We start from the raw sequence: 22,331 nt of genomic DNA, 5'->3' as shown, positions 1-22,331 counted from the left end.
TGAGAAAAAACACCGGTACTGACGCTACTCCGTCTCGTGGACGTGCCCGCACTCGGGGCACTTCACCTCCTCGCCGCGCACCTCCGCCGACGCCTCCCGCACCTCGCGCATCACCCGCGATATCTCGTCCTCCGCCTCCAGCTCCTCCTCGACGGAGAGATCCACGCCCTCGACCTCGAGCAGGAACTTCGCGATCTCGGTCACCTCGTACATCGTCTCGTCGAGCTCCTCGGCGGTGTAGAACCCCGACATCGCGCCGTAGAGGAAGGTTGCACCCGCCTTGGTGACTTTCTCCTCGAAGGAGGCGCGGGCCTGGTTCACCGCCTGCGGCGTGTACGTGTCCGTCATGAACGGCACCAGCCGCGGGAGGTTCTCGCCGATCTTGGTCATCTCGACGCCCGTCTCGGTCCGGAAGTCCGCACAGAGCCGGGCGATCGCCCACTCCCGGGCGGTGATGTACGTGCGATCCCGGAGGAACTCGTTGACGCGGTCGTAGTCCGCGCGATCCATCTTGGTGAATCGCTCGTACTCGGCGACGTCCTCCGGCACGTCCTCGGGCAGCTCCACGTCGTGCGAGGCGGTCGGACTCCCCGCTTCCTCGCTCTCAGTGTCGGCGTCGGCGCGTTCGGTATCGGCGCCGTCGCGTTCGGTGTCGGCGTCGGTGCCCACCGAGTCGGCCACCCCCTCGTCGCCGCTCCCGTTCTCGGCGGGGTCACTCGCCGTTTCGCCCGCCATCTCGAACTCGCGGTCGCTCGTGTCGTCGCCCCCCGCCGGCGTCGGATCGTCGCTCATGCCTCCCCCTGACACAGCCACGGACATAGGGCTGTCCACCGCGACCGGCCGATCCGGCCCGCGGGGTTTATCAGCCGAGCGGTCGTGCCGCCGAGCATGAAGGTGCTGCTCGGCATCGGCGGGAGCGACGACTCGATCCGGGCGCTGGAACGCGTCGTCGGTCGTGCGGCCGACGTCGGCGACGAGCTCACGATCGCGATCGTCGAGAACCCGCGATCGCCCCGTTCGCGCGAGGAGATCGCCGAGCGAGCCCGCGAGGAGCTCGACGACGCCGGGCTGGACGCGGAGGTCCGACAGATCGAGGGCGACCCGGGCAGCGAACTGGTCGACATCGCCGAGCGCGAAGGGTTCGACGAGATCGCGCTGGGCGGCGGTCAGACCAGTCCGATGGGGAAGATCAACGTGGGCAGTATCGCGGAGTTCGTCCTGCTGAACGCGCACACGACCGTCAGGCTGGTTCGGTGAGCATGACCGGACCAGACCGCTACCCCGACGAGCCGGTCGACGGCCTGCCGTCGCCGCCACAGAGCGTCGAGGACGCCGAGGGACGGGAGATCAGTATCCGTGCCTACGGCGGCAGCGACGAGGAACGCGAGGCGCTGCGGGCGATGTACGAGTCGTTCGACCCCGCCGACCGCGCACAGGGGATCCCACCGAGCCGTCCCTCGAAGTTGAGCGGCTGGCTCGACCGAATCCTCTCCGAGGAGTGTTTCAACGTGTTCGCGTGGGACGGCGACGACGTCGTCGGCCACGTGACGCTGGTGCCCGAAAACGGGACGGAGTCGCCGTACGAGCTCGCGATCTTCGTGCTCCAGTCCCACCAGGGTGCAGGCATCGGCACCGCGCTGATCGAGTCCGCGCTGGGCTACGGCGCCGAGCAGGGGATCTCACAGGTCTGGCTCACTGTCGAGCGCTGGAACCGGGCGGCGGTGGGGCTGTACGAGAAGATCGGGTTCGAGACCACCGACGCCGAGAGCTTCGAACTGGAGATGGCGATCCGGCTCGACGCTCAGACCGAGAGCACCGGCTGACTCGCGTAGCGCAGCACGTACTCCGCCGTCTTCTCCAGTACCGCCGCCCGGCTGCCGGTCTGTGGCTCCCGCGGGACGACGAGGAAGTCGGCGCCGACCTCCTCGGCGGTGTCGAGCACGACGCTGCCGGGGTGCTGGGAGAGGCGACTCTTCGAGAACCCCGAGACCGTCGAGGTCGAGACGTCGACGCCGCGCTCCTCGGCGATCTCCTCGGCGGTGTCGGCGTACCCCTCGGCCTCGTAGTTGTCCGCGACGTCCTCGCCGAGTACGTAGACGACGTGGACCGCAGCGTCGTAGGCGTCGGCGACCGTCACGGCGTACTCGACGGCCCGAGTCGACTCCTCGCTCCCGTCGACGGCGACGAGCACGCGGTCGAACGGCTCCATGGGTGGGAGTCTGCACGGCGACGCAAAACCGTTTGGTTCGTCGGCGACGAACCGAGAGCGCCGGCGAGAGTAGTGGCTGGTACTGCCGCTTCGTTTGTTCCCGATCACGAAGAGCGGGATCGCTGAGTAGCTCCTCCGAACGCGACGCGGGGAGTCGTGGTACCTCGACCCTCGGAAGGGTTATCCCGCACACCACCCTCCGTTTGGTTGTAATGGCAAACGGTAAGGTTGATTTCTTCAACGATACGGGCGGCTACGGTTTCATTTCGACTGACGACGGCGACCTCGATGACGACGAAGACGTGTTCTTCCATATGGAGGATGTCGGCGGCGAGGACCTCACGGAAGGAACCGAGATCGAGTTCGACATCGAGTCCTCCCCCAAGGGGCCCCGCGCAGCGAACGTCGTCCGACAGTAACACCGAGACACACCTGTCGCTCACAGCGACAGAGGACGGTCTCGACTTTTCAGAGTACTCTCCCTCCGAGCGGACGCTATTGTCCACTCCGTGTTCACCACCGATCCCACGGCAGGCTCTGGATGATGAACACCACCTCCGACTACGAGAGAAGGAGGGGATCCATCCCGGACCTGCGAGCGGTGACACCCGGGGACGCCGCCTGTACGGTCCGTGCCGACACGCCGTCTCAGAGCGACTCGGCCACGTCCTCCGCGAAGTAGGTGAGGATCAGGTCTGCGCCGGCACGCTTGATCGACAGCAACGACTCGTGAGCGACCGCCTCGAGGTCGAGCCAGCCCTTCTCCGCGGCGGCGTGCAGCATCGCGTACTCGCCGGAGACGTTGTACGCCGCCACGGGGTGGTCGTGCTCGCGGCGCACGTCGGCGACGATGTCGAGGTAGGGGAGCGCTGGCTTGACCATCAGCACGTCGGCGCCCTCCTCGACGTCCAGTTCGACCTCGCGGCGGGCTTCTCGGGAATTGGCGGGGTCCATCTGGTAGTGTCGGCGGTCGCCGAAGGCTGGCGCGCCGTCGGCCGCGTCGCGGAACGGGCCGTAGAACGCCGACTCGTACTTCGCGGCGTAGGACATGATCGGGAGGTCGCCGAACCCCGCCGAACCGAGGCCGTCGCGGATCGCACCCACCATCCCGTCGAGGCTCGCCGATGGCGCGACCATGTCCGCCCCCGCTTCGGCGTGGGAGACGGCCGTCTCGGCCAGCAGTTCGACGCTCTCGTCGTTCCGGACCGTGAGGTGGGGGTCCTCGTCAGCGTCGGCCTCGACGACCCCGCAGTGGCCGTGATCGGTGTACTCACACAGGCAGACGTCCGTGATCACGTAGGCGTCCGTCTCCGCCGTGATCTGCCGGACTGCACGCTGGACGACGCCGTTCTCGGCGTACGCGCGGGTGCCGCGGTCGTCCTTGAACTCGGGGATGCCGAACACCATCACCGCCTCGACGCCCGTCTCACGGACTTCCTCGACGCGGGCGACAGCCTCGTCGACGGGGACGCGCTCGTGGCCGGGCATCGACTCGATCGGCACGCGCTCGTCGGTGGTGGCGTCGACGAACACGGGCGCGATCAGGTCCGACGCGGAGAGGTCGGTCTCGCTGACGAGCGACCGGACGCCGTCGGCCCGTAGCCGCCGGGGGCGGCGGGCGTCGTCGCGGCCGGGACGGGGGATCTGCTCCATGTCGGTGGCAGACGCCCCGGGGGCAAAACCGCGTCGTTCCCGCCGACCGCTACCCGCGTTCTTAACCGACTGGGACGTGTAGCGTTGGGTATGAAGTGCCACTACTGTGAGGACGACGCCGTCTACGCCGCGGAGACGGACGGTGTCAAGGTCGGCCTCTGTGAGCAGCACTTCCAGGAGCGCGTCGAGGAGCTCGCCGACGACGACGGCCTGGAAGCGCTGCGCGAGCAGACCGAGATCGACCGCGCCGAGTGAAGTCGGTCGGGGTATCGTCGGATAGTGGGGGGAGCGCCCGCCCGGTTTACCAGAGTACGTCGACGCCGAACACGTACAGCGCCGCGAGCCAGGACTCGAACAGCAGCGTCCCCAGCGCCGACAGCGCGACGAACCGTTTGCGGTCCATCGTCGCCAGCCCCGCCGGCACCGTCAACATCCCGCGAGTGAACAGCATCGCGTTGCTCCCCGTGACCGCGTAGCCGCCCCAACGGTCGAACCAGCCGTCGAACCGCGTGAGCGTGCGCTCGCTCACGCGGAACCAGCGGTTCTGGAGGAGGTACTCCCGACCGGCCCGTCTCGCGACCGTGAACAGTGCGACCTGCCCGATCGTGGCGCCGAGGACGGCGACGGCGAGCACCGGCAGGAGCTCGTCCGGGCCGTGGCCCAGCAGCGCCAGCGACCCCGGGACGATGAGTTCGCTGGGCACGAAGTACATCAGCATCGCCCCCTCCAGCACGAACACGCCGAACAGGACGACGTAGGCCCACTCCGAGGTCAACAGCGACTGGAGCCAGCCCGGCATCTCGGCGACGATCCCCTCGTTCACGATCCGGGTTACCGGCGAGGCGGGTAAATCAGTTACTCTCCGCGGGTTCGACCGGCTCCGGCAGGCGCTCGCGGACGCGCTCCCACGCGCCCTGCGGGAGCCCGTCGACCGCCAACTCCTCATCGTGAGCGTCGGTGCCGCCGGTCGCGAGCAGGTCGTGCGCCGCGATGGCGGCCTCGACGGGTCGGGGATCGAGCGCCTCGGCGTCGTCGGGCGACACCGGGCGGTCGTACGGGTAGTAGCGCTCGACGGCGTCGAGGTCGGCGGTGAGCTCCAGCGCGGCCTCGGGGTCGTCGTACCGCAGCGGGTGGGCGAGGCCGACGAACGCGCACGCTTCCTCGAGCAGCTCCCGCCCGGTCCCGAAGTCGGGAACGTTCCTGGCGACGTAACAGGAGCAGTCGTCGCCGATCAGGTCGTCGAACACCTCGCCAACGGCGTCGTAGTCGGCGTCGCTCTCGACGACCGCCCGGGCGATATGCGGGCGACCCAGCCCCGGGTGGGGTTCGATCCCGAGGTCGACGCCCAACTCGGCCTCGACGTTCTCGACGATCCGGCGCCCGCGGTCGATGCGGTCCTGCTGGAGGCGTTCGACCTCCGCCGTCAGCGCGTCCGTGGGTTCGAGCCCGTAGCCGAGCAGGTCGACGCGTTCCTCGGCGGTCTCGACGCGGAGCTCGATCCCGCGGACGACGAGCAGGTCCCCTCGTCGTTCGACGGGGACGGAGAGTTCGGGGTGGTAGCGGTCGTGGTCGGTGACGGCGACGGCGTCGAGTCCCGCCTCGCGGGCGGTCTCGATCAGGCCGTCGAGCGAGAAGCTGCCGTCGGAGACGGTGGTGTGGGTGTGGAGGTCGGCGACGACGCTCATTGCCCCGAACCTGTCGGCCGCGGGAGAAACCGCTTGCGGTGTTACTCGTCGACCCACTCGACGGCGTCGCCGAGGTCGAGCGGGAGCCCGCCCTTCCGGTAGGCCTCGGCCTGCCCCGAAGGGCGCATGCGGAACACGACCGCCGGGCGGTGGCGGACGTCTGGCTGCTCGCCCGCGATGGCCAGCCAGTCGTCGTCGGGGAACGAGGTGCAGTCGACGAACAGCGTGACGCCGCCGCCGTGCTCCTCCAGTTGTCCGGTGGATTTCGTCTCCGCGGTCTCGCGGATCGCGGTGATCGGCGACCCCGCGGATCGGTGTTTCGGCGGGAGCGGCCGGGTCACTTCGACCAGGCTGGCCTCGTCGTCGTCGTCGCGGCTGGCGCGGTAGTCGATCGAGTGGCCGGTCGTCACCGCCGCCTCCGGCGTCACGTCGTACCCCGCCCGGAGCAGGAGGGCGGCGGCGTTGAACTCCCCCATCGTCGCGGACATCCGGGTGAGATCCATCGTCTCGGAGGTGCCGAGCTTCCCGGCCATCGTCTCGCGGTACTCGTCGAGCGCGCCCGAGGACAGCAGCTCCTCGTAGAACGCCAGCGCCTCGTCGCGGTCGGCGTCGGGAAAGCCGGCGGCGTGGTCGCGGAAGAACTCTCGGGTGGTCTCCCGACCGTCCTTCGAGAGGAACACGGGGAGGAAGAACCAGGAGACGTGGGGGTACTCCTCGAGCCATGGCGATTCCTCGGTCAGCTGAGCGAGCAGCTCCCGCTCGGCCCAGCGCCGGATCGGGTAGGGTACCTCCTCGAACCCCCGTTTGTCCGTGCGCCAGAGCGTGGAGGGGGTCTCTGTGTTGCCCAGCCAGTAGCCGGTGTCGTCGTCCCAGCAGAACAGCGCGATGTCGCCGTTGTCCATCTCGAACCTGACGGCGTCGATCCCCTCCGGCGGCCGATACCACGGGTCGGTCATCTCCGCCCCGATGTTGGCCTGAAGCGCCTGTAGGAGCTCGTTACGAACGCGCGCCTCGGACCACGAACCGGGGGCGTATCGGAACCGAAGCGGCTTTGCCACACGTTTCCTCGGCGACGCGGCGGTTTACACGTTTCGAGGCGTCGGCAGTATCCGGTCCCCACGGCGGCCGACCTTGAAACTAACCGATACGTATATGCAAGACAGCCACAAAGTGACTAGTTACCATGTCATTTGGTGCCTATGATGAGGGAGAACACGAACGCCGCGAGCGACTGACCTCCCAGGCCGACGCCGACTTCGAGGAGGGCGAGGAGGAGTTCACCGGGACCGTCAGCTACGACTCGGGCGACTCCGCCGAGGCGCTGCTTGACCAGTTCGAGAAAATCAAAGACGACTGACCCGAACTCTTCCTCCCCGGCAGCCTGATCGCGTAGCGGTAGCGCTGTCGACGCCGGAGAGCCTAACCGCCTTGGTCCCGAAGCGGCGTCGATGGCTACCCAGCGCTGTGACGGCTGTGACCGACGGGTCCGCATCGGCGGCGGCATCGGCGACTTCTGGTCGTTCAACAACGACGGACCGACCCAGGGGATGGATCTCGAACTCGCTGCTGGGGAGGAGTTCTTCCTCTGTTTCGACTGCATCGAACAGCTACCCGACGACCGGGACGCGACGGCGGCGGACGTCGACGCGCTGCCGTCCCGGACGGACGAGTAGAACCGCGAAAAGAGGGTTACTCGGGTTTCAGACCGCCGTCCTGGACGCGCATGACGGCCTCGCCGTCGGCGAGGTTGGGCGCGTCGACCAGGCGGACGATCCGCTTGTCACCCTTGGATTTGCGGAGGTACATGCGGAACGTGGACTTGTGGCCCAGGATGTTCCCGCCGATGGGCTGGGTCGGGTCGCCGAAGTAGGAGTCGGGGTTGGAGGCGACCTGGTTGGTGACGAGGACGGCGACGTTGTGGAGGTTGCCGACCTTGTCGAGCTCGTGGAGGTGTTTGTTGAGCTTCTGCTGGCGCTCGGCCAGCTCGCCACGGCCGACGTACTCCGCACGGAAGTGGGCGGTCAGCGAGTCGACACAGAGCAGGCGCACCGGCCAGTCGTCCTCCTGGTGCTCCTTCGTGAGTTCGAGTGCCTTCTCCGCCAGCAGCATCTGGTGGTTGGCGTTGAACGCCTTCGCGACGTGGATGTTGTCGAGGAACGACTCGAGCAGCTGCTCCATCGTCTCCTCGTCGCCGGGCTCGCCCTCGATCTCGCGGCGCTCGAGCTCGTCGGCGATGATCTCGTCGTCGAGCCCCCGGATCATGTCGTCGATCCGCTCGGGGCGGAACGTGTCCTCGGTGTCGATGAAGATGGCGCCGCCGTCGAGCCCGCCGTTCTCCTTGGAGAGCTGGACGTTGACGGACATCTGGTGGGTGACCTGGGACTTCCCGGAGCCGAACTCCCCGTACACCTCGGTGATCGACTGGGTCTCGATCCCGCCGCCGAGCAGCTCGTCCACCTCGTCGATCTGCCAGGAGAGCTTCCCGATGCGTTCGCGGCGCTCGAGCACGGCCGCGCCCGTCTCGAAGCCGCCGACGTCGGCGGCCTCCCGGGCGGCGTTGATCACGTCGGCGGCCGTGGAGTCGCCCACGTCCGCGGAGTTGGAGAGCTCACCGGGGCTCGCGACGGCGATGCTCTGATAGCTGTCGAAGCCAGCGTCGGTGAGCTTGTCTGCGGTTGCGGGGCCGACGCCGGGCAGGCTTTCGAGGTCGTCTTCTGCCATACTCCTCCGTTGTGCGTCACCCGGGATAAACCCTCGTTAACACCGAAGTGGAAGTGAAACTGGAGGCCAGTGAGGAGGGAGTGTCCTGTTGTGAACGAAGGTTGAAACCGGATGACGCGGGCGTCAGTGACGCCGCCAGAGCAGGTAGCCGCCGCCGACCGCCAAGATCGCCCCCGCGACTCGGTCGCCGGCCGGGTGGACCGCGAGCGCGACGCCGCCGAGGAGCAGCAGGCCGGCGACGTAGTCCGCTGACTCGAAGCGCGGGTCGGGGTTGTCCGCGGGTGTGAACGCGCGGTCGAGTCGGTCGTGGCTGACGTGGCGCAGGTCGCCCGTCGCCTCTCGGTTCCCGTCGGCGTCGGTGACTCGGAGCAGCGTCACCCGATCGTCGCCGGTATCGACCCCGACGACGCGAAAGAGGCAGCCGGCGTCCTCGCCGTCGGTCAGTTGGAAGTGATCGTAGACGACGGGCTCGTCGGCCATCCTCACTCCCAAGGGTGGCCGCCGGCGGCGTCGGGCCAGAGCGCGTACCAGCGGGATTCGTCGTCCTCGACGTCGAGTTCGCCCTCCAGCACCGAGCGGAGTTTGAACTCCGCCTTCGTGTTGCGGTCGTGGTCGCCGTTGGGACAGAACGGGTAGTACGCGCCGCGGCGGAACGAGTAGATCCAGTAGGCGCGGTCGGTGCTGGCGCGGCTGGCGCTCGCGCCCCGGTCACCCGGCGTGCCGCCGGATTCGGCGGCCTCGCTGTCGGCTTTCTCGAAGCCGAACACGGCCGCGAGCAGGCGGGAGCCGAACCCCTGTTCGGCGAACTCGTCGGCCGCGAAGTGGACGCTCGTCACCAGGTCCTCCGGGTCGTCGTCCTCGAGGATCACCCAGTGGTAGCCGTGGTCGTCCTTGCTCCGGCGGAACGCGGTGCCGGTCTCCGCCTCGCCCGCCCGCAGGATCGCCTCGACCTCGTCGACGGCGTCGGCGAACGCGGTGCTGTCGACCTCGGAGAAACAGAGCGCGGCCGCGCCGGCGGACTCGTAGCCGAGTTCGGCCTCCATCGTGACGTAGGCGGTGCTCATGCCGAACAGCGCCTCGGGGTCGGCCGCGCTCGCGGCGTCGGCCTCCGCCCGGGTGCCCAGCACGGACTTGATCGAGTCGAAGATGCCCATACCGGGCGTTCGAGGCCCCGGCGTTTAGTCCTGCGGTCGCCGCGGCTCACGACGCGGTCGGTCACACACGATCGCGGCATAGGCTCCTCACAGCGCCCCGTCGGGCGCTGTCGCTCGCTCGCCGCGATCGGTTACTCCCCGGTCTCGGACTGGGCGACCTGCTGCTCGCCGTTCATCCCGGCGTGGACGACCGTCGTCGACCCCGGCAGGGCGCCGTCGAACTCGACGGTGACGCGGTAGCCGCGGTGGACGATCGCTTGGGTACAGGCTTCGTCCGGGTCGGAGGTGTCCTCGGTCGTCACGCGGACCGAGAGCTCGTCCGCGTCGGCGTCGTAGCTCGCCGACGCCAGCGCCGGGTACATGCAGCCGTTCCGGCCGGCGATACAGCCCTCGACCGTGACGGTCGTCGTGTCGGTAGTGATGCTGGCGCTCCCGGACGAGTCGCAGTCCCCCCGCTGTTCGAGCGACTGGGAGACGATCGACGGCGACGCCGGCGTCGGCGTATCCGTCTCGGTCGGCGTATCCGTCTCGGTCGTCGCGGGCCCGTCGTCGGGCGTCTCCGGTGCGGTGCCGACACAACCGGCGAGCATGCTGAACGCCCCGGCGGCGCCAGCGAGGAACGTTCTGCGGTCCATACTCGCCCAAACGGTGGCTAGTTGCATAAGGGCGTGGGACGGACAAAATATCCTTTGTTCCTCCGCCCCACGCCGCCCGGGAACCGGAACCGACTTATGCGAGTCGGGTGTTTGTGGAGATGAGTCCGGATAGGGTAGTGGACTATCCTCTTGGCTTGCGGAGCCAGGGACCGGAGTTCAAATCTCCGTCCGGACGTTCCTTCACTTCGTTCAGTCACGACCGGACGTGCCCACGCTCGCTTCGCTCGCGTGGACTCCGTCCGGACGTTTTCGCCGAACTACGACGACGGGCGACAGCGAGGAGTCCGTGAGGCGAAACGGCTGTCGCGGAGATTTGAGCCAGAGAGACGAGCGAAGCGAGTCTCTCGCGTTCTCTGTCTCGACGTCCTCACTTCGCTCAGCCGCGCCGCTGCTCACGCGGATCCCGACCGAACCGTAGCGACGAGTTCTCAGCCACCCTCACGCCCTCAGAACGGAGGGGAAGCGTTTTACGCGCCACGCCCGGGGTGTCGGTATGACCGTCGAGCTGCCGTTCGCCCCCGTTGACGCCATCATCCGGCGTAACGCGGACGGGCTCCGGGTGAGCGCCGACGCGGCCGAGAGGCTGGCGGCGCACATCCAGGACCGCGGCGCCGAACTCGCTATCGAGGCCGCGGAACGAGCGACCGAGGACGGCCGGAAGACCCTCATGGCCGAGGACTTCGGCGTCGAGCAGGTGATCGAACGCGAGGCCGTCGACCTGCCCGTCGCGCCCGTCGACCGGATCGCCCGCCTGCGGATCGACGACCGCTACCGGGTGTCGATGGAGGCCCGGATCGCGCTGGCGGACATCCTGGAGGACTACGCCGACAACGTCGCCCGCGCCGCCGCGAAGCTCGCCCGCCACGCCGACCGTCGGACCGTACAGGCCGAGGACATCGAGACGTACTTCTCCCTGTTCGAGTAATGCAGTTCGGCTACTCGGAGCGCTGTCTCGATCACGATACCGGCCCCCGACACCCCGAGTCGCCCGACCGAATGCGGGCGATCCGGGAGGCGCTGAAGGACCGCCACTGTGTCGAGTACGTCGACGCGCCCGCCGCCGACCCGGACGACATCGCTCGCGCCCACGACCGCGAGCACGTCGACGCCGTCCGAGAGTTTTGCGAGGACGGTGGTGGCGAGTGGGACCCCGACACCGTCGCCGGCGAGGACACCTACGACGTGGCCCGGAAATCTGCGGGCCTGGCGATCTGGGCGGCCCGGGCGGCCGTCGAGGGTGCCGACGGCCGGGACACCCCCTTCGCGCTCGGCCGGCCGCCGGGCCACCACGCCGAGTCCGACGACGCGATGGGCTTTTGCTTCTTCAACAACGCCGCTGTCGCCGCCCGGACCGTCATCGACGACCCCGACACCGACGTCGAGCGCGTGGCGATCTGGGACTGGGACGTCCACCACGGCAACGGTACCCAGGAGATCTGCGCCGACGATCCGGACGTGTTCTACGCCTCGACCCACGAGGAGGGGCTCTACCCCGGCACCGGCGCGATCGAGGAGACCGGCGACGGCGCCGGCGAGGGGACGACGCTGAACGCCCCCCTCTCCGCGGGCTGTGGCGACGCGGAGTACCACTACGTGTTCGACGAGGCGATCGCGCCCGCGATCGAGCGGTTCGACCCCGATCTGGTGCTGGTCTCCGCCGGCTTCGACGCCCACCGCCACGACCCGATCTCCCGGATGCGCGTCTCCACCGAGGGGTACGCCCAGTTTACCGACGCGGTCCGGACACTGACCGACGACGTCGACGCCGCGCTGGCGTTCGTCCTGGAGGGTGGGTACGGCCTCGACACGCTCTCGGAGAGCGTCGGCGTCGTCCACGAGACGTTCGACGGCCGCGACCCGATCCCCGAGGACGACGATCCGGCCGAGGAGGTCGTCGATCTCGTCGAGGAGATCCGCGAGATCCACGACCTCTAAGCGAGGGGCTCAGACCTCGGGCTCGAAGTACGCCCGGAGTTCCTCGCCGAACTCCTCCGCGAGCGCTGCCGTCCCGTCGCCGACGAGCACCTCGTACTCCTCCTGGAGCGCCGACTCGACGTGGGCGCCGAGCGCAACGTCGAACAGCGTGTCGCTCCGCAGCAGCGCCTCGGGCGTCCGGTAGTCGCGTTCGCGCTCGACCACGTAGCGGTCGCCGTCGACGAACGGGCCGTACACGGTCTCGTCGTCGGCGTACGCGTCGTAGAACGACGCAGCGTGCTCGCCGACGTGGACGGGTGGCCCCTCGTGACGCTCGACGGCGGGGAGTTCGGCGACGGCGGTTTCGACGAACAGCACCGACCGACCCGACGCGTCCGCGCCGACGCCGCCCGCGAACGTCGTCGCCCGAAGGGTGTCGAACCCGCGGCGGTCGAGCTCGTCGGTGACGCCGCCGAGCGAGCGTCGGAGCTGGGGGTAGAGCTGGTCCTCGACCACGTCGGGCGTCTCGAAGACGACCGCCACCGCGTGGCTCCCCCGGCGGGCGAGATGCTCGCGAACTCCGCCGTCGTCGATCGGGTCGGCGGACTCGGGGTAGAACAGCGACTCCCGGGGGTCGTCGAGCAGCGCTCGACAATAATGCTGGAAGCGGGCCAGATTCGCCGCCGAGAGCACGGCAGCGACGTTCCGGTCGGGGTCAGTGGGATCGATCACGACGAGCGGGTCGTCGAACGCGGCCGCCTCGGCCACGTCGGGTGGGACTTCCGCTGGTCCGCCATCACCGCGGGGATCGAACCGCACCGGCGGGTGCCACTCGGCGGCGGCCTCGATCAGCGGCACGAACCCGCCGTGTTCGAGGATCAGCAGTTCGACGAGGTAGCCCGAGAACCCCTCGGTCCGGAGGTCGCTGCCGTACACGCCGACGCCCTTCATGAACCGCTTGAGGAGGCGGGCGCCCGCGGCGAGTTCGGGGGTGTATCTGGCTTGCAGGTAGGCGTCGTGGAACGGCGTGCGGTCGACCGCCGAGCGGATCTCGGTCGCCGCGTCGACGGCGTAACACGGCACCAGATCCACGTCGAACCCCTCGTACTCCCCCTTGACGTAGGGGTGCTCGGCGTACTCCTCGTGGCCGTCGGGGAGGACGGCGTGGCCCACGTCCAGCCCGTAGCGCTCCAGTTCCTCGCGGTCGAGCGAGGTGGGGAACCGGACGAACAGGTCGATGTCGCGGTCGCCGGCGAGCCACGTCGAGCGGGCGCTGGAGCCCACCTGCGTCACGTCGGCGTCGACGGGCAGCCCGTCGATAGCGTCCTCGGCGCGTGCTGTCAGTTCGTCGGTGACGGCACGGAGGCGCTCGCGCTCGTCGGTGCCGGGCGTGACGCGCTCGCTCACGCGCTCGAGCACGGCGTCGAGGGCGTCGTCGGTCATGCCTCCGGGTTCCCCCGGGGCCGAGGAAACCGTGTCGGTCGGCCCCTCCAGCGGCGGGGAAACGAAACCCATATGAAGGAAACCGCGGTACGTGGGAATGAGCCGTCGTAGCTCAGCTGGTAGAGCACCACGCTGTTAACGTGGTTGTCCCAGGTTCGAGCCCTGGCGACGGCGTCGCTTCTTTCGGACGCAACGTTGCGAGCGGATGGCTTCTCGTTCGATCTGTCGGTACACAGGCCTGCATCTATCGTCCCATTGGCGGAAAATCGACTGACGCGAACCGATTATGAAACTTAGGAGGTCGGTTTTCGCCATCATAATCGGCCTGACTCCCCGCAAGTACACCCAGCTACGACGCAGAAATCCGATTATGAGGAACCCACCTCTCAGGCCGAATGGCCCGAATACACACTACTAACGCACCTGCTTGACCGATACCGAAATCACGATCGGCACCAACCATCGCGAAATCACCCCTTCTTAGTGTTCATAATCGGTTTTCGTCGTGCGATTCCATATTCCGAAATCCGGCGAGTCCGTCCACATCCGTGATTCGGAAAACCGCAGGGAGGCGCTGCCATCATCGCAACGTCGACGGCGACGACGGTCGCACATATGTACGCCGAGTCACCAGATTTTCCAGAATCGGTTTGTCCTCCCTGAACAGGGACTACTTGCGGACGAAAAACTGGTTCATGATTCGACGATATCGGGCGGTTCAGCTACTCCAGATGGATTTTCCGAACTCGGTGTTGTTTCGACGCCACCTCCGAATTCTGTCGACGCGACGCCAGTTTTGTGGTGCCCCAGCAGGGCTGGAGGCACCTCGAAATGTCGTTCTACGGGAATCAACACACGCCGAATCGGCCAGAATGGAACCACGATCGACTCGTCGACGCGGCACGACAACTCGGCGCGGAGCTCGGCCGATCACCGACGACGAGCGAAGCCGTTGACGACGATCGGTTTCCCAGTCTTGCAACGATCTATCGATATGCGGAGGGTGGCTGGCTCGGCGTTCTCGCTGACGCCGGCCTCGACCGAACGCAGGTGCGGGGATATGGGAGCGACGAATCGCCCCGAATGAAACGTGACCTGCGCGGTGCGTTCATGCTCGTCGACACGCCACACCTCACCCATCGCCAGTACGACGTTCTCGGGAGGTACCCAACAAGCGTCGTGAAGGAGCACTTCGGGTCGTGGGCGGATGCGTGCGCGGCAGCCGGGATCGAGATGGGGGAGAAACACGGCACGACTTGTGACGGACCGAAGGGGGAACACCTCGATAGCTATCTCGAACAAGCGGTCGCCGTCGTGTTGGTCGAGCATGGCGTGGAGTACGTCGCCCATCCGCCGATCCCCGGGACGAACTGGGTCGCCGATTTCCACCTACCCGAGTGCGGGCTTTGGGTTGAGGTCGACGGCTACATCGCAGGCTCGCGGCCGAACGAGCAGAGCTTCGCGGAAAAGTTGGCCCATCTCGATAGCATCGACGCTGACGTGGTCGTCGTTGAGACGCCAGCCGAGATGGTGACGGCGCTCCGAGAACGTGGGGTGATTGCGGAATCGTGAACTGAGTAGATGGTGGTCCAGCGTGTTGCTCACGGAAGTGGTGCTGAATCGACGGAACCGATATCCTCAAGCCATTCGCCCACTCACTCTTCGATAGAGGGCCCTTAGCTCAGTCAGGTTTACAGCCCCCGGCTCATACCAGTCATAAAACTGACACTATGTCAGGACTGTGGGACACCGGGTGATCGGTGGTTCAAATCCGCCAGGGCCCATCCACTTGCTGGTTGGTCAATGACCGACACCACCAGCGCAGTCCTGCGATTCGGGCGTAAGTCGTGCAAGTTCAACCAGTCACTGGGAGCACCCTGCCACGTCTGGCCTTCTGCAATAGTTGAAACGGTCTCAAGGGACGTAATTCTTCCAGAATGGTACGGTAGAAGCCCTCTACATGAGACTGACGAGGAAGATTGTTTTCCGAAGAAAAATCGGAGAGGCTCCTAACCAATTTGGCCAGACTCTCGAATCGCTCAGATATATACTGACGCTGTCGCTCATTCTGCTCCTCTTACTTGATCCCCTTCGCCCGCTTGAACCGGGGGCGAATACAATCTTTCTGGCTGGGTGCTGCTAACCCATTTTGGTGGGAGATTTTGGCACCGTTTACGTGAGACCATTTATCAGTGTGAAGTGCCTACTCACCACATGGATGATCTCGGAGGGAAGAAACCCTGTCCAGAGTGCTTAGAACAGGGCACTGAGAAGGAAGTACGGCATCATCTCATCAAGGTTCATGGTTGGACCGAACAGGAAGCAGAAAACCACTTTGAGGAGCAATCGCTGACCAAAGTGTCCGGGGTTTCCCCACCCGTATCGGAACGAGACACATCCCCTTCATACGCCATCGATGAAGGGACGGAGGAAGAACCAGAACTTCAGCAAGCCGAAAATGAGAGTGAGTTGTGTGACTGTGACCCAGATTACAAGGAGACGGCAGTAATCCAGAAATCTACCGGAGCGAGTTTCGGCGGCTTCGGTGGAAATCGAGGAAACGGAACTCCCGTCATCATCTGTAAGAGCTGTGGGCAGCAATTTGAGGCAACGGAATCCTCCGAAGGCTTCGGTCCCGGATATATCTGGGACAACGATGATCCCGGCCTTCTTTAAGTGCCAAATCTTCGGCACTCCCACCAACGTTATACTCCGACAGAAATCGAGTCGGGTTAAAGCAGATATTGCCGATAGTTCCACGATTTCGGCGCTATCCATCTTTCCGTCCGGAAATCTCACGTTCTCGTAGATAATGGCAGTAAATATGCCAGACCACATTCCTCCAGCAGTCGATGCCAGTGCTTATCATTGCCCTCACTGCGAGGTTTATTCCGATCAATCTTGGTCAGATATTGTGCGGTTTGAGGGCCCCGGCCGTCAGCCAATCCTTGATGGACGAAGCGGCAAGTGTGCACATTGTGAGGAATACACGTTATGGGTAGGGGACGAGATGGTCTACCCGGAAGATAGCCCCGCCCCGCTCCCTACAGAGGATATGCCCGAAGAAGTGAAGCAGGACTTTGAGGAGGCTCGGAAGGTGGTCAATGAATCACCACGGGCGGCGGCGGCACTTCTTCGACTCGCCATGGAGAAGTTGGCACGTGATCTAACTGGTACAAATGATCGAACACTGCACAACATGATTGGTGATCTTGTCGAAGAGGGTCAAATTGACCAACGAGTACAGCAGGCACTGGACTCGGTTCGTGTTACTGGGAATGAGTTCGTCCATCCCGGAGAGATGGATGATGAAGACAGCCGCGAAACGGCGCTGAGGCTCTTCGATCTTGTCAATGCGATTGTTGAACTCACGATCTCACGGGAGCGACTGATTCAACAAGAGTACGAGAATATCTCGGAAGACCAGATGAAGGGGATCGAAAACAGGGCAGTGAATAGTAGCTGACGCCCTCTGTATACCGGCAATTAGTCCGGAACTGGGCTAAGTCGCTAGCCCAGATTGTAGTCCCGGACTGTTGCGGAGGTGAAGTGATACCGCACCGGGTCCGGAATCAGTTCGATTTTGCCGAAGGTATCGGGCATCTCGAACTCATCCGACTCCTCGATTGCTTCTACCACCTCGTTGAGCTTCTCTCTCCGGCTTCGGGGAATCCCGATATCGAGGTAGGTCTCAAGCTCATCGGACTCTGTTCCGATGTGGTCTGCGACTTCCTCTCGGAGTGTCTCCCCGTCCTCGTTGAACTTCTCGGGTTCCTCGGTCTGAGAGACAGGTTGACCACCGTCCGCCGTCCGTGGGTCCATGCTCTGGACGTGACTCTTCGCCCGGTTGATCTCCTCGTGAACTGCGGGCGGCATGTCGTCGCCCATTGGGAATTCGCCGTCACGTTCCCGGATGACCCACCAGTCTGGGTTGCTGGGGTCGGTTTCGCCGTCGAGGATCTCGGCGTCGTTGAGGTTGCTGACCACGGTGCTGGTGTTGTGGTCAAGCTCTAGGCCCATCTCCTCCAGCGTGTCCTCTAGCTCCGACTTGGAGAGGTTCGGATCGTCGGGTTGAGTTCCGACCCAGTAATGGGCACAGACAGCCTTGACTTGGTCTTCAAGGCTGGGGTGATTGTCGTGTCGATGCCGCAGATCGTCAATGAGGTTTCTGAGTGTCAAATCTCGTTGAAGTGACGAAGGGTTGCTTCGCCTCTCCGCAGTAAGATTTATGAGTCGCCGGAATTAGCACCTCACTGTCGTCACAAGTGTAGTGCTTGCTGCGAAGAGGGACCGCCCGAACCTGGTGGGACAGGTTCGAACCGATCCGACCTTTTCCGTGTGTCATGGTATATCGTTACTAACCCTCTAGTTGCACGAAAGCCGCCTATACTATTTAAGACTTTCGTGCTTCGAGAAGTTGATACTCAATTTTAGGATGGCCAAATTCGGGGGCATTGGTGGCCAAAGGAGCCCTTGTTCCGGAACAAGTCAATTCTACCAAATTGGTAGGTCAGTGGGAACAACTGGTCCTTCATTACTTAGGTGAAACCTTACCCACGGTTTCACAGAACGCCGAGACGTGAATCGTGGAATCCCCCATAATCGCCCGAGGGAAGCCAATTCTTTTGGTTCAAATCCGCCAGGGACCAATCGAACCCAGCGCGTGAACGACTCCCACGCTCAAACGCCGCTTTGTCCTTGAGTGACCCCTTTATCCTCCCGACCCAAACCTTCCACCCGTGCCACCGAACTCCCTCCACCGCCGACGCCTCCTCGCTGCCACACTCACGACCGCCGTCGCCGGCTGTTCGACCCTCCCGGTCACCGGCAGCACCGCCGAGCAGCTCGTCTTCGACGAACTCCACCGGACGCCCACCTACGTCGCCGACGCCGTCGACCTCACGCTCCACGAGGAGATACCGACCGTCCGGAAACCCGACCTCGCCGAACTCGTGTTGCTCCCCGGCGACACCGAAGTCGGCCCGGAGCAGGCCGCCAACTGGTTGACCGACGACCGCTCGATCGCGCTGCTGGGTGGCGCCGCCGAGCCGACGTGGATCGACTGGGAGGAGAGCGACGCGTTCGCCGAGACGTTCGAGAACGAGGGTATCGGCGACAGCGAGCCGGATCCACAGCTGTTGGTCGGCGTGACGTTCGAGAACCGGACGTCGACGTACGGGCGGACGTGGGCCGACGACCCGGGGGAGCGCGACCTGATCCAGGCGCTGGACGAGATCCTCGTCTCGATCGAGGAGCGGACGCCACGGTGAACGGTCGAGCCGGGTTCGCCGCGATCGACCTGTTGGGCAGCCGAGTTCGTGGACTGGTCACCCGCCCGACCGGCTCGCTGCGTCGACCGGCCGCGCGAGCGTCGTTCTGGCACTCCCACAGCGCGGACAGCGGTGGAACTCGTAGAGTCCCCACTCGTTCGCGACCGTGGCTTCGAACGCGGTAGCGCACGCGTGGCAGATGAATTCGGGTCGTGGCATGGTCGTCGGAACCGTGGACCCTCGATCTACGGGATCGGGATCTCGATCAGCGACATCTCGTTCGAGGGGACGGCCTCGTCGAGCGCCGTCTCGACTTCCGCCCACGTCTCCGGCCGGTCGCTCTCGATCCCGAAGCTCTCGGCGAACAGTTCGAGATCCGGGTTGGTGAGTTCGGTTCCGAACTGGTCACCGGTGTTTTCGAGCTGTTTCTCCGAGATCAGCCCGTAGTCGTCGTCGTTGAACACGACGATGGTGTAGCCGAGCCCCAGCCGCGTCGCCGTCTCGATCTCCGCGGCGTTCATCAGGAACCCGCCGTCGCCGGTCGCGACCACCACGTTCGATTCGATCGCGAGATCGGCCGCGATCCCGCCGGGGACGGCGATCCCCATGCTCGCGAGCCCGTTCGAGACGATGCACGTGTTCGGCTCGTACACCGGGAACTGCTGGGCGATCGCCATCTTGTGACTCCCGACGTCGGAGATCAGCACGTCCGCGTCCGCCATCACTTCCCGGAGGTACGGGAGCGTCCCTTTCACCGAGAACGGTTCGTCGGCCTCGGGTTTTCGGCGCACGTCGTCGACGATCCGCTCGCGGAGGTCGTGCCACCACGACCGCTCGTCCCGCTGGTCGAGTCGGCCCCGCAGATCGCGGAGGACGGCCGAGATGTCGGCGACCAGTTCCACGTCCGGGTTGTAGTGGGTGTACACCTCCGCAGGCTCGTGGTCGACGTGGACGATGGATTTGTCGAGGTCGGGGTTCCACGAGCGCGGGTCGTGTTCGGCGATGTCGTAGCCGACGGCGACCACGCAGTCGGCCCGCTCGATCGCCGTCGACGCCTCGCCGTTCGGGCCGGAGTCGAGCGTCATCAGCGACCGCTCGCTCCGATCCGACACCGCGCCCTTGCCCATGTACGTGGCGACGACTGGGATACCGGCGTGCTCGACGAGCTCCGCGAGTCGCGCCGCCGCCGGCGTTCGCACGGCGCCGTTGCCCGCGAGGACGACCGGTCGCTCGGCCGCCGCGACGAGATCGGCCGCACGGGTGAGCGATCCCGCGTCCGGGTCCGGCCGCCGCACGCGCTCGCGCTGGGGGAGCGGCTCGCCGTCCACCTGTTCGGCGGCGACGTCCTCGGGGAACTCGAGGTGGGTCGCGCCGGGCTTCTCGTACTCGGCGAGCTTGAACGCCTTGCGGACGGACTCGGTGATGCTCTGGGTGTCCGTGATCTGGGTGTTCCACTTCACGACCGGCTCGAAGGTGTGAACGATATCGAGCGCCTGATGACTCTCCTTGTGCAGCCGTTCACGGCTCCCTTGGCCCGTGATCGCGACCAGTGGTGACTTGTCCAGATGGGCGTCGGCGACGCCCGTGAGCAGGTTCGTCGCCCCCGGGCCGAGCGTGGCCAGACAGACGCCGGCCTCGCCGGTCAGCCGACCGTGCACGTCGGCCATGAACGCCGCACCCTGCTCGTGACGGACGGGGATGAACTGGACCGTCGAATCCCGGAGCGCGAACAGCAGATCCTCGAGTTCCTCGCCCGGGAGGCCGAAGACGTACTCGACGCCCTCGGTTTCGAGACACCGGACGAGGAGGTCGGCGGCGTTCATGGTCACTCCACCGGGACGTCAGTGAGCACGGTCGGCGGGGAGAACGCCCCCTCCCGGTCGAGCGGTTCGCCGCCGGCGACGGCGGTCGAGCCGGCGTCGACCGCCGCAGGGGAGTGCTCCTCGGACGACTTGACTCGTTCGCCAGTCGCTGGGTTCTGCGCCTCCATGTGACGTGTGTTGTACCTACCACCGCATAATGGTGCGCCACACCCGTGTCGTTGGCTGTGCTCCGTGGTCTAGCGCACGATCCCCAGGACGGCGCCGGCGTCGTCGACGACCTCCCCGCTGCCGGAGCGAGAACGCTGCCTGACCGGTTCCGGTCGTGGCTACTCCGGGAACAGCGACTCCGCGACGTACGCGGTCACCGTCCAGTTGGGCTGATCGACGACCTCGCTGATCTTCAGGTCGACCGCCGCCGAGCAGAGGATGTACGCCTCCGCCCGGGTGAGACCGCGTTCCTCGTGGAGGTGGTCGATCATGTGCCGGACCGCCTTCTTCGTCGCGTCCATGAGGTCCGGCGCGATGCCCGTCGTCGCGTACATCGGCTCGTCGCGCCCCGTCGGCGTGTAGGGATGGTCGCTCTCGAACTGCGGCTGCTCGATGTCCTTGTCCGTCCGGACGTCGAAGCGGGCGGTGACGAACATCGGCGCCTCGATCCCCGTCACGCAGACCTCGCCGTCGCCCTGTGCGGCGTGACAGTCCGCGGTCGAGAACAGCCCGCCCTCGGCCTCGACGGGGAAGTAGACGGTCGATCCTTCGGTCATGTGCTTCACGTCCATGTTGCCGCCGGTGTCCCGCGGCGGGAGCGTCCCGTGTTCGCCGTCCTCGCCCGGCGCCAGCCCGGCGATTCCGGGGAAGCAGTCGATGGGGACTTCGATCCCGTTCACGAACTCCGCGACGCCGTCCTCGAGATCCCAGACGTGGAACCCGCCCTCCTCGAACTCCTCGGGGAGGAGGCCGAACCCGCGCTCCCCCTCGAAGAAGCCGGTGTACCCCCACCCCTTATGCTCGAAGTTCAGGAACTCGACCTCGAGCACGTCGCCCGGTTCTGCGCCTTCGACGTACACCGGCCCCGTGACGGGGTGGACCGGGTCGAAACTCGCGTTCAGGAAGTCCGCGAGGTCGGCGTCGGCGCCGAACTGTTCGTCGAACGCGTCGCGGCACTCGAAACGCACGACTTCGCCGGGCTCGACCGTGAGCGCCGGCTCGATGCTGTTGTCCCAGACGTGGTGAACGTTCTCGTCGTCGTCGCTCAGCTCGTGGTCGACGGTGTACTCGTGGGCCATGTGATCACAGTACGCGAGTACGAGCATAAATCCGACTCCTCCCGGAGGCGGCCGTCAGTTTCCTAACCCTGGTCGAGAACTGGAGTGTATGCTGCTCTGTGTGGACGCGGACGCGGCCGCTCGGCGGCGGACCGCCGAGACCCTGCGGGAGGCCGGGTTCGACGTCACCGAGGCGTCGTCGCTCGACGTCGCCCGCGAACACGTCGCCGACGTGCTCGACGGCCTCGGCGTGCTGCTGATCGACCCGACGATCCACGACGACCGGACGGTCAGCACGCTGTCGCAGTTCTGTACCGGCCGGATCGACGTCCGCGAGGGCGAGGCGGGTCCCGAACTCCGGGCGCGCGGGCTCCCCGAGCAACCCCGGGAGCGGCTGGCGTTCGACCCGGTTCGACGGGACGAGTAGCTGGTGTTTCCACTCCGCTAGTCGATTTTCTAACCTGTTCCCCCCCCCCCACGAAACATGGTGGAAGGGGACGAACGAACCGTTTCAGACGAACCCTCGTGGGGTTGAAGC

28 protein-coding genes and 3 tRNA genes are annotated in these 22,331 nt (G+C 65.9%); 16 read left to right on the top strand and 15 right to left on the bottom strand.

Annotated features, from left to right (window positions below):
• Positions 1 to 24: 24 nt before the first annotated feature.
• A complete protein-coding gene (locus tag B4589_RS07060) occupies positions 25 to 792 on the bottom strand; it encodes a DUF5806 family protein (RefSeq protein WP_079233598.1) in 768 nt (255 codons plus the stop codon).
• Between the two features lie 96 nt (positions 793 to 888).
• On the opposite strand from B4589_RS07060, the gene B4589_RS07055 reads away from it, so the two are divergent.
• Positions 889 to 1,257 (top strand): universal stress protein, encoded by a 369-nt coding sequence (locus B4589_RS07055; RefSeq protein ID WP_079233597.1) that lies wholly within the window; start codon positions 889 to 891, stop codon positions 1,255 to 1,257.
• 2 nt (positions 1,258 to 1,259) lie between these two features.
• Entirely contained in the window at positions 1,260 to 1,823 is a 564-nt protein-coding gene (locus tag B4589_RS07050) for a GNAT family N-acetyltransferase (protein WP_079233596.1), read from the top strand.
• On the opposite strand, the gene B4589_RS07045 is transcribed toward B4589_RS07050, so the two are convergent.
• Complete coding sequence (locus B4589_RS07045) at positions 1,802 to 2,209, bottom strand: universal stress protein (protein WP_079233595.1); 408 nt, start codon at positions 2,207 to 2,209, stop codon at positions 1,802 to 1,804. The two genes, B4589_RS07050 and B4589_RS07045, sit on opposite strands and share 22 nt — an antisense overlap.
• 212 nt (positions 2,210 to 2,421) lie before the next feature.
• On the opposite strand from B4589_RS07045, the gene B4589_RS07040 reads away from it, so the two are divergent.
• Entirely contained in the window at positions 2,422 to 2,628 is a 207-nt protein-coding gene (locus B4589_RS07040) for a cold-shock protein (RefSeq protein ID WP_079233594.1), read from the top strand.
• Positions 2,629 to 2,857: 229 nt separating this feature from the next.
• Here B4589_RS07040 and hemB read toward each other — a convergent pair whose 3' ends face one another.
• On the bottom strand, positions 2,858 to 3,862 hold the full coding sequence (hemB, locus tag B4589_RS07035) for a porphobilinogen synthase (RefSeq protein ID WP_079233593.1): 1,005 nt from the start codon (positions 3,860 to 3,862) through the stop codon (positions 2,858 to 2,860).
• A gap of 90 nt (positions 3,863 to 3,952) precedes the next feature.
• Between hemB and B4589_RS07030 the strand changes: the two genes are divergently transcribed.
• Positions 3,953 to 4,117 (top strand): DUF6757 family protein, encoded by a 165-nt coding sequence (locus B4589_RS07030; RefSeq protein WP_176330501.1) that lies wholly within the window; start codon positions 3,953 to 3,955, stop codon positions 4,115 to 4,117.
• A gap of 46 nt (positions 4,118 to 4,163) precedes the next feature.
• On the opposite strand, the gene B4589_RS07025 is transcribed toward B4589_RS07030, so the two are convergent.
• From B4589_RS07025 to B4589_RS07015, 3 genes are read right to left on the bottom strand one after another with little or no spacing between them, the layout of a single operon-like run.
• Positions 4,164 to 4,661 (bottom strand): DedA family protein, encoded by a 498-nt coding sequence (locus B4589_RS07025; RefSeq protein WP_079235191.1) that lies wholly within the window; start codon positions 4,659 to 4,661, stop codon positions 4,164 to 4,166.
• A gap of 52 nt (positions 4,662 to 4,713) precedes the next feature.
• Positions 4,714 to 5,547 carry a PHP domain-containing protein gene (locus B4589_RS07020; RefSeq protein WP_079233592.1) on the bottom strand — a complete coding sequence of 278 codons (834 nt, stop codon included), beginning with the start codon at positions 5,545 to 5,547 and terminating at the stop codon, positions 4,714 to 4,716.
• A 41-nt stretch (positions 5,548 to 5,588) separates the two neighbouring features.
• Positions 5,589 to 6,605 (bottom strand): DUF5784 family protein, encoded by a 1,017-nt coding sequence (locus B4589_RS07015; RefSeq protein ID WP_079233591.1) that lies wholly within the window; start codon positions 6,603 to 6,605, stop codon positions 5,589 to 5,591.
• 125 nt (positions 6,606 to 6,730) lie between these two features.
• On the opposite strand from B4589_RS07015, the gene B4589_RS07010 reads away from it, so the two are divergent.
• Both B4589_RS07010 and B4589_RS07005 read left to right on the top strand, forming a co-directional pair.
• Complete coding sequence (locus B4589_RS07010; RefSeq protein WP_176330500.1) at positions 6,731 to 6,904, top strand: DUF5786 family protein; 174 nt, start codon at positions 6,731 to 6,733, stop codon at positions 6,902 to 6,904.
• A gap of 91 nt (positions 6,905 to 6,995) precedes the next feature.
• Positions 6,996 to 7,220 carry a hypothetical protein gene (locus tag B4589_RS07005; RefSeq protein ID WP_079233590.1) on the top strand — a complete coding sequence of 75 codons (225 nt, stop codon included), beginning with the start codon at positions 6,996 to 6,998 and terminating at the stop codon, positions 7,218 to 7,220.
• 16 nt (positions 7,221 to 7,236) lie between these two features.
• Here B4589_RS07005 and radA read toward each other — a convergent pair whose 3' ends face one another.
• From radA to B4589_RS06985, 4 genes are all read right to left on the bottom strand, one after another.
• Positions 7,237 to 8,268 carry a DNA repair and recombination protein RadA gene (gene radA / locus B4589_RS07000; protein WP_079233589.1) on the bottom strand — a complete coding sequence of 344 codons (1,032 nt, stop codon included), beginning with the start codon at positions 8,266 to 8,268 and terminating at the stop codon, positions 7,237 to 7,239.
• A 123-nt stretch (positions 8,269 to 8,391) separates the two neighbouring features.
• A complete protein-coding gene (locus tag B4589_RS06995; protein ID WP_079233588.1) occupies positions 8,392 to 8,748 on the bottom strand; it encodes a hypothetical protein in 357 nt (118 codons plus the stop codon).
• A gap of 2 nt (positions 8,749 to 8,750) precedes the next feature.
• On the bottom strand, positions 8,751 to 9,422 hold the full coding sequence (locus B4589_RS06990) for a hypothetical protein (RefSeq protein ID WP_079233587.1): 672 nt from the start codon (positions 9,420 to 9,422) through the stop codon (positions 8,751 to 8,753).
• 131 nt (positions 9,423 to 9,553) lie between these two features.
• Positions 9,554 to 10,057 (bottom strand): hypothetical protein, encoded by a 504-nt coding sequence (locus B4589_RS06985; RefSeq protein ID WP_079233586.1) that lies wholly within the window; start codon positions 10,055 to 10,057, stop codon positions 9,554 to 9,556.
• Between the two features lie 123 nt (positions 10,058 to 10,180).
• On the opposite strand from B4589_RS06985, the gene B4589_RS06980 reads away from it, so the two are divergent.
• From B4589_RS06980 to B4589_RS06970, 3 genes are all read left to right on the top strand, one after another.
• Positions 10,181 to 10,253, top strand: a tRNA-Arg gene (locus B4589_RS06980).
• A 318-nt stretch (positions 10,254 to 10,571) separates the two neighbouring features.
• Positions 10,572 to 11,003 carry a histone gene (locus B4589_RS06975; RefSeq protein WP_079233585.1) on the top strand — a complete coding sequence of 144 codons (432 nt, stop codon included), beginning with the start codon at positions 10,572 to 10,574 and terminating at the stop codon, positions 11,001 to 11,003.
• The gene (locus B4589_RS06970; protein ID WP_079233584.1) at positions 11,003 to 12,013 is read left to right on the top strand and encodes a histone deacetylase; all 1,011 of its coding nucleotides are present in this window, start codon (positions 11,003 to 11,005) and stop codon (positions 12,011 to 12,013) included. Before B4589_RS06975 ends, B4589_RS06970 begins: the two co-directional genes overlap by 1 nt.
• 9 nt (positions 12,014 to 12,022) lie before the next feature.
• Here the strand turns inward: B4589_RS06970 and cca are convergent, their stop codons facing one another.
• Complete coding sequence (cca, locus tag B4589_RS06965) at positions 12,023 to 13,435, bottom strand: CCA tRNA nucleotidyltransferase (RefSeq protein ID WP_079233583.1); 1,413 nt, start codon at positions 13,433 to 13,435, stop codon at positions 12,023 to 12,025.
• A gap of 101 nt (positions 13,436 to 13,536) precedes the next feature.
• Here cca and B4589_RS06960 point away from each other — a divergent pair.
• The 5 genes from B4589_RS06960 to B4589_RS06940 all read left to right on the top strand — a co-directional run bounded on the left by B4589_RS06960 (position 13,537) and on the right by B4589_RS06940 (position 16,901).
• Positions 13,537 to 13,609 (top strand) — tRNA-Asn (locus B4589_RS06960).
• 627 nt (positions 13,610 to 14,236) lie between these two features.
• Positions 14,237 to 15,007 (top strand): hypothetical protein, encoded by a 771-nt coding sequence (locus B4589_RS06955; protein ID WP_143414285.1) that lies wholly within the window; start codon positions 14,237 to 14,239, stop codon positions 15,005 to 15,007.
• Positions 15,008 to 15,105: 98 nt separating this feature from the next.
• Positions 15,106 to 15,219: transfer RNA gene (locus B4589_RS06950), tRNA-Ile, on the top strand.
• A gap of 430 nt (positions 15,220 to 15,649) precedes the next feature.
• Positions 15,650 to 16,111, top strand: coding sequence for a hypothetical protein (locus B4589_RS06945; protein WP_143414284.1), 462 nt, complete (start codon positions 15,650 to 15,652; stop codon positions 16,109 to 16,111).
• Positions 16,112 to 16,349: 238 nt separating this feature from the next.
• On the top strand, positions 16,350 to 16,901 hold the full coding sequence (locus B4589_RS06940; RefSeq protein ID WP_217920488.1) for a DUF4145 domain-containing protein: 552 nt from the start codon (positions 16,350 to 16,352) through the stop codon (positions 16,899 to 16,901).
• A 44-nt stretch (positions 16,902 to 16,945) separates the two neighbouring features.
• Here B4589_RS06940 and B4589_RS06935 read toward each other — a convergent pair whose 3' ends face one another.
• Positions 16,946 to 17,614, bottom strand: coding sequence for a hypothetical protein (locus B4589_RS06935; RefSeq protein WP_079233580.1), 669 nt, complete (start codon positions 17,612 to 17,614; stop codon positions 16,946 to 16,948).
• Between the two features lie 560 nt (positions 17,615 to 18,174).
• Here B4589_RS06935 and B4589_RS06930 point away from each other — a divergent pair.
• Complete coding sequence (locus B4589_RS06930; RefSeq protein WP_079233579.1) at positions 18,175 to 18,705, top strand: hypothetical protein; 531 nt, start codon at positions 18,175 to 18,177, stop codon at positions 18,703 to 18,705.
• A 245-nt stretch (positions 18,706 to 18,950) separates the two neighbouring features.
• On the opposite strand, the gene B4589_RS06925 is transcribed toward B4589_RS06930, so the two are convergent.
• The 3 genes from B4589_RS06925 to B4589_RS06915 form a co-directional block, all read right to left on the bottom strand.
• Positions 18,951 to 20,528, bottom strand: a complete 1,578-nt coding sequence (locus tag B4589_RS06925) for an acetolactate synthase large subunit (RefSeq protein WP_079233578.1) — start codon at positions 20,526 to 20,528, stop codon at positions 18,951 to 18,953.
• 2 nt (positions 20,529 to 20,530) lie between these two features.
• Complete coding sequence (locus tag B4589_RS06920) at positions 20,531 to 20,695, bottom strand: hypothetical protein (RefSeq protein WP_158081148.1); 165 nt, start codon at positions 20,693 to 20,695, stop codon at positions 20,531 to 20,533.
• Between the two features lie 159 nt (positions 20,696 to 20,854).
• Positions 20,855 to 21,814, bottom strand: coding sequence for an acetamidase/formamidase family protein (locus tag B4589_RS06915; RefSeq protein ID WP_079233577.1), 960 nt, complete (start codon positions 21,812 to 21,814; stop codon positions 20,855 to 20,857).
• A gap of 88 nt (positions 21,815 to 21,902) precedes the next feature.
• Here B4589_RS06915 and B4589_RS06910 point away from each other — a divergent pair, with 88 nt between their 5' ends.
• Complete coding sequence (locus tag B4589_RS06910) at positions 21,903 to 22,220, top strand: hypothetical protein (RefSeq protein ID WP_079233576.1); 318 nt, start codon at positions 21,903 to 21,905, stop codon at positions 22,218 to 22,220.
• Positions 22,221 to 22,331 lie beyond the last annotated feature (111 nt).

Origin of the sequence: Halolamina sp. CBA1230 (genome assembly GCF_002025255.2) — an archaeon.
Classification (GTDB): domain Archaea; phylum Halobacteriota; class Halobacteria; order Halobacteriales; family Haloferacaceae; genus Halolamina.
This window is presented reverse-complemented; position numbering and strand designations above follow the sequence as displayed.

Excerpts from the sequence above, each read along its gene's own strand:
- B4589_RS06975 (WP_079233585.1), top strand. The coding sequence starts at position 10,572 with ATGACCGTCGAGCTGCCGTTCGCCCCCGTTGACGCCATCATCCGGCGT.
- B4589_RS06985 (WP_079233586.1), bottom strand. The coding sequence starts at position 10,057 with ATGGACCGCAGAACGTTCCTCGCTGGCGCCGCCGGGGCGTTCAGCATG.
- B4589_RS07045 (WP_079233595.1), bottom strand. The coding sequence starts at position 2,209 with ATGGAGCCGTTCGACCGCGTGCTCGTCGCCGTCGACGGGAGCGAGGAG.
- B4589_RS06910 (WP_079233576.1), top strand. The coding sequence starts at position 21,903 with ATGCTGCTCTGTGTGGACGCGGACGCGGCCGCTCGGCGGCGGACCGCC.
- B4589_RS06970 (WP_079233584.1), top strand. The coding sequence starts at position 11,003 with ATGCAGTTCGGCTACTCGGAGCGCTGTCTCGATCACGATACCGGCCCC.
- B4589_RS07055 (WP_079233597.1), top strand. The coding sequence starts at position 889 with ATGAAGGTGCTGCTCGGCATCGGCGGGAGCGACGACTCGATCCGGGCG.
- B4589_RS06920 (WP_158081148.1), bottom strand. The coding sequence starts at position 20,695 with ATGGAGGCGCAGAACCCAGCGACTGGCGAACGAGTCAAGTCGTCCGAG.
- B4589_RS07060 (WP_079233598.1), bottom strand. The coding sequence starts at position 792 with ATGAGCGACGATCCGACGCCGGCGGGGGGCGACGACACGAGCGACCGC.
- radA (WP_079233589.1), bottom strand. The coding sequence starts at position 8,268 with ATGGCAGAAGACGACCTCGAAAGCCTGCCCGGCGTCGGCCCCGCAACC.
- B4589_RS07030 (WP_176330501.1), top strand. The coding sequence starts at position 3,953 with ATGAAGTGCCACTACTGTGAGGACGACGCCGTCTACGCCGCGGAGACG.
- B4589_RS07020 (WP_079233592.1), bottom strand. The coding sequence starts at position 5,547 with ATGAGCGTCGTCGCCGACCTCCACACCCACACCACCGTCTCCGACGGC.
- cca (WP_079233583.1), bottom strand. The coding sequence starts at position 13,435 with ATGACCGACGACGCCCTCGACGCCGTGCTCGAGCGCGTGAGCGAGCGC.
- B4589_RS06925 (WP_079233578.1), bottom strand. The coding sequence starts at position 20,528 with ATGAACGCCGCCGACCTCCTCGTCCGGTGTCTCGAAACCGAGGGCGTC.
- B4589_RS07005 (WP_079233590.1), top strand. The coding sequence starts at position 6,996 with ATGGCTACCCAGCGCTGTGACGGCTGTGACCGACGGGTCCGCATCGGC.
- B4589_RS07050 (WP_079233596.1), top strand. The coding sequence starts at position 1,260 with ATGACCGGACCAGACCGCTACCCCGACGAGCCGGTCGACGGCCTGCCG.
- B4589_RS06995 (WP_079233588.1), bottom strand. The coding sequence starts at position 8,748 with ATGGCCGACGAGCCCGTCGTCTACGATCACTTCCAACTGACCGACGGC.
- B4589_RS07040 (WP_079233594.1), top strand. The coding sequence starts at position 2,422 with ATGGCAAACGGTAAGGTTGATTTCTTCAACGATACGGGCGGCTACGGT.
- hemB (WP_079233593.1), bottom strand. The coding sequence starts at position 3,862 with ATGGAGCAGATCCCCCGTCCCGGCCGCGACGACGCCCGCCGCCCCCGG.
- B4589_RS07010 (WP_176330500.1), top strand. The coding sequence starts at position 6,731 with ATGTCATTTGGTGCCTATGATGAGGGAGAACACGAACGCCGCGAGCGA.
- B4589_RS07025 (WP_079235191.1), bottom strand. The coding sequence starts at position 4,661 with ATGCCGGGCTGGCTCCAGTCGCTGTTGACCTCGGAGTGGGCCTACGTC.
- B4589_RS06990 (WP_079233587.1), bottom strand. The coding sequence starts at position 9,422 with ATGGGCATCTTCGACTCGATCAAGTCCGTGCTGGGCACCCGGGCGGAG.
- B4589_RS06945 (WP_143414284.1), top strand. The coding sequence starts at position 15,650 with ATGGATGATCTCGGAGGGAAGAAACCCTGTCCAGAGTGCTTAGAACAG.
- B4589_RS06915 (WP_079233577.1), bottom strand. The coding sequence starts at position 21,814 with ATGGCCCACGAGTACACCGTCGACCACGAGCTGAGCGACGACGACGAG.